General features: G+C 41.9%; 8 protein-coding genes and 2 pseudogenes. 6 read left to right on the top strand and 4 right to left on the bottom strand.

Annotated elements, in window-relative coordinates:
- Positions 1-434, top strand: a 434-nt coding sequence (locus tag JMX70_RS08030; RefSeq protein ID WP_201591056.1) for an IS5 family transposase, incomplete at its 5' end; no start/stop codon positions are given.
- A 7-nt stretch (positions 435-441) separates the two neighbouring features.
- On the opposite strand, the pseudogene JMX70_RS08025 reads toward JMX70_RS08030, so the two are convergent.
- The 4 genes and pseudogenes from JMX70_RS08025 to JMX70_RS08010 form a co-directional block, all read right to left on the bottom strand.
- Positions 442-663: pseudogene (locus JMX70_RS08025) on the bottom strand (transposase); the annotation flags it as partial.
- Positions 664-671: 8 nt separating this feature from the next.
- Positions 672-1,550 carry an IS3 family transposase gene (locus JMX70_RS08020; protein WP_201591113.1) on the bottom strand — a complete coding sequence of 293 codons (879 nt, stop codon included), beginning with the start codon at positions 1,548-1,550 and terminating at the stop codon, positions 672-674.
- Entirely contained in the window at positions 1,550-1,861 is a 312-nt protein-coding gene (locus JMX70_RS08015) for a transposase (protein WP_201591054.1), read from the bottom strand. The genes JMX70_RS08020 and JMX70_RS08015 overlap by 1 nt, the downstream gene beginning before the upstream one ends.
- Positions 1,862-1,908: 47 nt before the next feature.
- Positions 1,909-2,277 (bottom strand): annotated as a pseudogene (locus JMX70_RS08010) (transposase); the annotation flags it as partial.
- Here JMX70_RS08010 and JMX70_RS08005 point away from each other — a divergent pair.
- From JMX70_RS08005 to JMX70_RS07985, 5 genes are all read left to right on the top strand, one after another.
- Positions 2,277-3,476: a divalent metal cation transporter gene (locus JMX70_RS08005; protein WP_227671205.1), complete on the top strand. Its 1,200-nt coding sequence runs from the start codon at positions 2,277-2,279 to the stop codon at positions 3,474-3,476. The pseudogene JMX70_RS08010 and the gene JMX70_RS08005 sit on opposite strands and share 1 nt — an antisense overlap.
- Before the next feature lie 112 nt (positions 3,477-3,588).
- Positions 3,589-3,933: a thiamine pyrophosphate-binding protein gene (locus JMX70_RS12685; RefSeq protein ID WP_201591050.1), complete on the top strand. Its 345-nt coding sequence runs from the start codon at positions 3,589-3,591 to the stop codon at positions 3,931-3,933.
- A gap of 78 nt (positions 3,934-4,011) precedes the next feature.
- Positions 4,012-5,256, top strand: a complete 1,245-nt coding sequence (locus tag JMX70_RS12680) for a thiamine pyrophosphate-dependent enzyme (protein WP_201591047.1) — start codon at positions 4,012-4,014, stop codon at positions 5,254-5,256.
- A gap of 54 nt (positions 5,257-5,310) precedes the next feature.
- Positions 5,311-6,672, top strand: a complete 1,362-nt coding sequence (locus tag JMX70_RS07990) for an NAD-dependent succinate-semialdehyde dehydrogenase (RefSeq protein ID WP_201591045.1) — start codon at positions 5,311-5,313, stop codon at positions 6,670-6,672.
- Positions 6,673-6,854: 182 nt separating this feature from the next.
- Entirely contained in the window at positions 6,855-7,778 is a 924-nt protein-coding gene (locus JMX70_RS07985) for a LysR family transcriptional regulator (RefSeq protein WP_201591042.1), read from the top strand.
- The last annotated feature ends 241 nt before the right edge of the window (positions 7,779-8,019 follow it).

Here is an 8,019-nt window from a genome sequence, read left to right as displayed (position 1 = left end):
TTGCAGGTAATAGCAGCAAACTGCACTTAGTGGTCGATGCTTGTGGTAACCCTATACATGTTGAGCTGACAGGTGGGCAAGTGCATGACGCTAAGATGGCAAAGACGTTGATAGATAGCACGATTAACAACCAGACTAAAGCGGTGATTGCAGACAGGGGCTACGATAGTAGTGATATTAGAGAGTGTATCTTCAAGCACTGTGCTGAGTCAGTCATACCCGTTAAGTCGAACTCTAAAAATAGCAACAATGACACACTAGACTGGTATTTGTATCGTTGCCGTCACTTGGTAGAAAACGCTTTTGCTAGGTTGAAACATTTTAGGGGCATTGCCACGCGATATGATAAGCTCAAAGATAGCTATGCAGCAGCGGTAATGCTTGCTTGTGTCTTTATCTGGTTGCCACTCGAGACCATCCCAGATTCTGTGTAACTGCCATTTAGATTAAATGCTTACTGATACGGTCATCAAACATAATCATAAAGCGATTCAGAGCAGACGTCCAGTTACGAATCGGCATCGACCACCTTGACGACGCCTGCTGGGTTGCTAAGTACACCACTTTAAATGCAGCTTGATCAGACGGGAACACCTTACGCTTATTCACCGCTGTCCGAATCACGCTGTTTAAAGACTCTATAGCGTTGGTGGTATATATATAGTGGTCAACTAATTTAGGACACCTGATAAGAGGTTTTTGTTAAAGTAGCGTTTCTCTTTTTCTAGCGGTGTTAAATAGTCATTAAAACGGTGTGGTCTCACTGACTGATAATAGCCCCAAATATAATCAATAATGGCAGTCCGAGCTTCAGCAATATTCTCATAACCGCCCTTTGGCATCCATTCTGTTTTAAAGCTTCTAAAGAACCTTTCAGTTGGCGCGTTGTCCCAACAGTTACCTTTTCGGCTCATGCTCTGCTTCATGCCATTACAACTTGCCACGGATTCAGCAAACTTCTTGCTAATGTAATGGGTGCCTTGATCAGAGTGAAACAACACCCCACTTGGCTTTAAGCGCGACTGATACGCCATCTGCAGCGCTTTGGTTGTCAGCATACTGTCAGGCGAATCTGATACAGCAAAGCCAACAATACGACGAGCATATAAATCTAAAACGATAGCTAGGTAGCACCAGCCGCCTTTGATACGAATATATGTGACATCACCTGTCCAGACATGATTGGGCGCTGATGGGCTAAAATTACGGTTCAGTATATTGTCATGAGCTTTGTGTTCTTCATCAGTATGCTTATATTTATGCGTTTTCAATTGACAGCTTTTAAGCCCCATCTGCGCCATGAATTTACCTGCTATATAGCGGGTCAGCTTGATGCCGTGTTCATTCATTAGTATAGCGGCAATGCTGCGAGCGCCTGCTGAGCGCTTTGAGTCGTTAAATATTTGGCGGACTAATGCTTTAGTTTTGACGGTTTCAAGGCTGATAGGCTTGGGCTTTAGTCCATAGTAGTAACTGCTCCTCAATACCCCAAACAGCTTGCACAGAAGGCTTTTACTGACCTGTTCGTCTTGCTCTGCAAGCTGTCTTATTAACGATAGCCGTTCAGGCTGTCTAAGGCCAGCAGAGCAGAAGCCTTTTTTAGAATGTCGCGCTCCATAGTCAGCCGCTTAACCTGCTTACGCAGCTCTTGAAGCTCGCGCTGTTCATCCGTTAAAGCGTTGCCGGCTTTAGGTGCTTTGCCACTGATTTCTTGACGGTATTGACTCAGCCATTTCTGCAAGGTGGATTTACCTATCCCTAAGGAATTGGCCACGTCAGGTATGGTGCGGTTGTGATCAACAACTAAGCTAATCGCTTCTAATTTAAATTCTCGGGTATATTGATTGCGTTTGTTGGTCATACTATTTTCCTTCTTTGGGTTAGTATAACCTCTTAGCAGCTGTCCAATTTTATTATGCCACTACAGGTTTGGCCTTTGGCGTAAAGGAAGACGATCTTGTCATCAAGGCCACTAATACGACTTTGATGCTTGCGCACGAGTGCAGGTTCAAAGTCACCATCACGGTCTCTTGGGGTGGATATCTCAAGATCGCCTGTGTCACTGCGGACGGTCTTTTTAGTGTGCCCATTACGCTTATTAGGCTTGTCTGCTTTCTCATGCTTGGGGTAGCCGAGATGGTCTTCCATCTCAGCCTCTAAGGCAGTATCGATAAACGACTGCATGAGCTGCTTCTGAAAGTCTTTGATGTCATCGAAGCTGTTCATGCTACCAGCCATTTGCTCAGCCAGCTTTTTAATGTCAGATTGAGTAGTCATTGCTTATTCTCCTGTTATTGGATTATAAGCAGTTACACAAAGTTTGGGAAAGGCTCTGCCACTCATTTGAATTCTATACACACCCTAATCTATTAAAGTATCCATTTTTTCGCTTTGGTACCGACTATGTTTATGGTACTGGTGAATCTTTAATCGCTGGTTACTATAAGAAATCAAAAGTTTACTTGGGCGTTTATCTTTTTTTGTCTATGTTTGCGTCGGTAGTAGGTACGGGCGCTGTAGCTTTACTTTGTGCTGCTATTCTAGGGTTTATGCTACCTGCTAGCCTTGAGCTATCAACTATTACACTATCTGTTATTGTAATGGGTATTTCTTGGGTGTTTTTGGTTGCAGGGCATTACAAGCTGCTTGATAGCGTTAATAAGTGGATTATTATCGCTCTGACGTTTGGCTCTCTTGTCGCTGTCATTATGGCCGCAGGAAAACCTACTGTTATGACAGCAGACTTTGTTGCAACGTCACCTTGGAATCTAGCGACTTTAGGTTTTCTTGTCGCTCTAATGGGATGGATGCCTGCACCAATGGAGTTTTCTGCAATTAACTCAATGTGGATATCTGCAAAAATTAAGGCTGAAAATACCACTCATCGTCAAGGTCTGATTGATTTTAACGTAGGGTATTCAGTCTCTACAGTTCTGGCGTTAGTGTTTTTAGCGCTAGGAGTATTTGTTCAATATGGCTCAGGTCAAGAGATCCAAACAGCAGGTAGTGATTACGTTGGTCAACTAATTAACATGTATACAGCTACTATCGATGAATGGTCTAAATTCCTCGTGGCTTTCGTGGCTTTCGTGGCTTTCGTGGCTTTCATGTGTATGTTTGGTACCACACTCACAAGTGCAGACGGAACAGCGCGCGCAAATTCTGAATGCTTACGACTTTTCAAAGGTAATAAAGAGATTACTAATAAACAAATATTCTTCTGGACAACCTACGCTATTGTTGGAGGATTGATCATCATTATCTTCTTTACCGGTCAACTTGGCTCAATGCTTAAATTTGCAATGATAGCTGCTTTTATTGCTGCACCTATTGTTGGCGGACTGAACTATGTATTAATTAAAGATCATAAAAAATTATCTACCGTAATGAACATATGGGCAATCGTGGGGCTAATTTTCCTAACAGGTATTGCTTTGCTATTTATCGCTAATTTATTAGGTTTTTTTACTGTCTAATACACAGAAAAATAATTAGTGATTTTAATAGGCTATAACCTAACAGTTGTAGTGATAAGACTAGAAAAAAATTACATTTAACCGGCTCGTTAAAAAAATTAAGGAACTAATAATGAATAATATAATCCATGGTGGTCAAGCGATCGTAGATAGTCTGCAATTACATGGGGTTAGTCGCACCTATGTCGTCCCTGGTGAGAGTTATCTCTCGGTATTAGATGGATTATATAACGCTGACATCCAAACAATTGTATGCCGACACGAAGCCGCTTGTACCTATATGGCAGATGCTCATGGTAAGTTTACGGGTCAGCCAAGTATCGCCATGGTGACCCGTGGACCGGGCGCGGCGCAAGCTTATACTGGTATTCATACTGCATGGCAGGATGGTGTACCACTTATATTGTTCGTTGGGCTCATTCCTGTTGCCGATAGAGACCGCGAGTCGTTTCAATAATTTGACCCTAAGCAGTGGTTCTCTAGTCAGTGTAAGCGTGTATTCATATTAGATGAAGTGTCAAGAGCATCTGAAATTGTGGCAAAAGCATTTCATGCAGCTTTAGAGGGTAGACCTGGGCCTGTCGTCGTCGGACTACCGGAAGATATCATCCAACAAGAGTTTCATGGGCAATTGCATCCAGTGATACCTGTTGCTGAAGGCGCTGTAAGCGATGACAATCTTGATGTCATATTAAATGCCTTATCGACTGCTGAAAAGCCACTGATTTTTGCAGGAGGACAAAATTGGACGACAGAGGCTTCTGTACAGCTAACGAAGTTTGCCGAAGACAATTGTATTCCTGTTATTCATGATTGGCGAGCCTCAGACAGAGTGGTTTTTGATTCTCCTGCCCACGCAGGTTATCTAGGTTACGGGCGCTCAGATGAGTGCGCCGCTCTTATTGAAACGGCTGATATACTGCTGACGATAGGTACTGTGTTAGGTGATGTCGCTAGTGATGGCTATAAATTACGACAGTCTTTTGATAAACCCAACTATATTGTGAATCTCGATACCAGTTTGCGCGGTCATAGTGGCTCAGTGACTGAGCATATTGTTGCTAGCCCTATTAGCTTTGTTAAAGCGATGAGTAAAGCATCGCTGGCAAATTCTGCGTCTCGTGAGACTTGGTTTAATTATTGTCATGAACAACAAAGAAAGGATTGTGCTTTTCCAGAAAAAGTAACAGAAAGTCATTATGTCAATGATGTAGCCGCTAACCAAAATTATGTCAGTATGACGCAAGTAATCCAGCAGGTCACTGAGCAGTTACCTAAAGATGCCGTATATAGTTTTGGTGCCGGTAATCACTGCTTATGGGCGCAGCGTTATCTGCCTACGCATACTTTCCCAAGTCAGCTCAGTACTAGAAATGGCGCGATGGGCTATAGCTTGCCTTCAGGTATTGTTGCTGCTTTAGAGTCGCCAGAACGCCTATCGATTGTGGTCACTGGCGATGGCGAATTTATGATGAATGAAGCGGAATTATCAACATCCATTCGTTATGATGCCCCTGTTTTAATTATTTTGATGGACAATCAACAGTTTGGTACTATCCGCCAGCATCAAGAAGCACATTATCCTGACCGGGTGTCTGGTACGCAGCTACAAAATCCTGACTTTGCAGCACTCGCTAACGCCTTTGGTGCTCATGGCATACGAATCACTAGTAATAACGATATTAAAGCGAGTGTCACTGAGGCGATGCAGGTCGTCACAGAAGAACGTAAAACGGTATTGTTGCACGTGATTACTGATCCTGAGGAGCTAATGCCCTAGCTGTTAATTTAATTAATATCTTATGCTAATAATTATTCATAACAAGGAAGTATGATGACCAGCTATCAAGTAACGAATCCGGCAACTGGAGAGATAGAAAAGCAATATACCAATCATTCTGATCAAGAAATACAGGCTATCATTACCGAATCAGATGATGCTTATCAGGTGTGGCGTACAAGTGACATCAACTCGCGTGTACGAATATTAAATAATATTGCTGATCTGTATGACAAGCAACGGCAAGCCTTAGCGAGAATTATGGCACGCGAAATGGGTAAGCCTGTGGCGCAAGGTGAGGGGGAGCTTGCATTAGTCAGTGATATATTTCGCTATTATGCCAAGTATGGTGAGCAGTTTTTAACGACAGCAGATTTGCCTAATGCTCAAAACGCCGTAGTAAAAAAAGAACCTATCGGAGTATTGCTGGGCATCATGCCATGGAATTATCCTCATTATCAGGTAGCACGATTTATTGCACCGAACTTGATGCTAGGTAATGCGATGGTGTTGAAGCATGCGCCTTCATGCCCAGAGTCGGCTGTAGCTATTACTACTATATTGGCACAAGCATGCTTACCTAAAGGTGTTTATAATAATATTTTTGCAACTAATGACCAAGTTACATCGATCATTAATGACAAGCGTATTCAAGGGGTTTCCTTAACAGGATCGGAGCGGGCAGGTGCGGCTGTTGCACAGACAGCAGGTGCGGCACTGAAAAAGGTAGTGCTCGAATTAGGAGGTTCGGACCCATTTATAGTCTTAGCAGATGCAGATATCGATCAAGCAGTAACCTGTGCATTCATTGGTAGATTTGGTAATGCTGGTCAAGCCTGTAACGCGGCAAAACGTATTATTCTACAAGCGGATATTTATGAGGAATTCGTAGAAAAATTAACCCATAACGTTGAGTCGTTAGAGCCTGCTGATCCATTATGTAAAAAGACTTTTTTAGGACCATTATCTTCTAGCCAAGCTTTAGAAACACTTCAAGCACAATACGATAATGCCATAACGCAAGGTGCTACAGTACTAGTAGCGGGTGGACAGATAGAAAAATCGGGGGCATGGTTTAAACCTGCGCTATTAGCTGACGTAACCCCAGATATGCAAGCCTATCATGATGAGCTGTTTGGACCAGTAGCTGTCGTATATAAAGCGCTTGATATTGAGGAGGCTATAAGGCTTGCTAACGATACGCCATTTGGTCTAGGAGCATGTATTCATACGCAAGATATGGCACGTGGACAAGCAATCGCCGAGCGGCTGAATGTTGGTATGGTGACGTTTAATCAAGCACCGGGGACAGCAGCTGAAATGCCTTTTGGTGGTGTTAAGCGCTCAGGTTTTGGCCGCGAGCTTGGTCCTTGTGGGATGAATGAGTTCGTAAATTTTAAGCTATATAATAAATAAGCGTTTATACAGTCCCGTTATCTCTAGCTATATTGTATTATGAGCTGAGGACAATGATGAAAGGTGCGTTAAACATTCACAGGCTGGATGAGTATCATAAAAACTAAATCCTCTGTGTTTTTAGCAGGCCTTTCATGTTGATTGGTTATCAATATATCTAGAGTATAAGTGCTGAAACTACCATGCTGCAACAGAAATTAGCCGATAGCTTGAATTGGACATTACTTCATGTATTAATTGTTATCTATGAGGAAGGGAGTATTAGTACAGCTGCAAATCGCTTAAATATTACCCAATCAGCGGTCAGTCAAAACCTTAAAAAGCTTGAAGAGCAGCTCGAAAGTCAGCTGGTCATTCGTAATACCAAACCGTTAGAGCTTACACCCATCGGGCATTACTGTCTTCAAGTTGCCCAAACGATATTTACAGAAATAACCTCAATTGAGGCTATGAAGGGTAGCAATTCATATCTCTTAGAAGGCGAGATTAAATTGCTGGTCGCCAGTCGACTCCATAATCCAAAATACAATGATTTTTTAGTATATTTCAAAAAAAAATATCCAAATATCACTTTAGATTTGACAGTAAAATCAAGTATGGATATTTTAAATAACCTCAAACAAAAGACGCCTGCTGTGGGTATCTGCTTAGCCCGACATATCCCAGAAATCCTTAATCAGCAATTATTATTTACTCAGCGATATTATCTATACTGCGGCTACCATCATCCTCTATTTTCAGTGCCTGATTTGAGTTTTGACAGTCTATTAAAAGAAGATTTTATAGCTTTTAATAGTGAAGATATTGGTGATGTGCTTTCGCCAATTACGGTATTTAAAGAAAACCATGATATTACTGGTCGCATTAGTGCTTATACCAACAATTTAGATGAAGCGGTGCGCCTGATTTATACCGGCTATGGCATTGGTGCGCTACCTGACCAGTTTATTGCCGCAACGCACCTAGAGTCTAAGCTCAGACTTTTGCCGCCAAACGAAGGTATTGCTGATATACCCGTATATCTTTTTTGGCATAAAGACCGCGCTTTATCACCTATCGAAGCTAAATTTATTGAAGAGATTATAGAATTTGATGTTTCTCTTTAATTAAAACCCTCAAACCCCAATATTAACAACACCATCTGAGAAAAGTGATTTCATGCCTAAACCTTCTAGACTATACAAACGATAGTATTTAGGTCTTTTTTGAATCATCAGTGTAAAATAAATCCATTGTAATGGAAAGGTTAATGATATTTCGGGCACCATAGTATTGGGTGTATGCCACCTAATAAATGATAGTTTTAAATTAATATTGGGTTTACTCTAGGGCGTGTCTTCAATTCAA

It is taken from the genome of Psychrobacter pulmonis (assembly GCF_904846465.1).
Lineage (GTDB): Bacteria > Pseudomonadota > Gammaproteobacteria > Pseudomonadales > Moraxellaceae > Psychrobacter > Psychrobacter faecalis.
The sequence above is the reverse complement of the archived record's forward strand: the minus strand, read 5'-3'. Positions and strand labels throughout refer to the sequence as shown.

Coding starts and splice junctions, on each gene's coding strand:
- JMX70_RS08015 (WP_201591054.1), bottom strand. CDS start 1,861: ATGACCAACAAACGCAATCAATATACCCGAGAATTTAAATTAGAAGCG.
- JMX70_RS12685 (WP_201591050.1), top strand. CDS start 3,589: ATGAATAATATAATCCATGGTGGTCAAGCGATCGTAGATAGTCTGCAA.
- JMX70_RS07985 (WP_201591042.1), top strand. CDS start 6,855: ATGCTGCAACAGAAATTAGCCGATAGCTTGAATTGGACATTACTTCAT.
- JMX70_RS07990 (WP_201591045.1), top strand. CDS start 5,311: ATGACCAGCTATCAAGTAACGAATCCGGCAACTGGAGAGATAGAAAAG.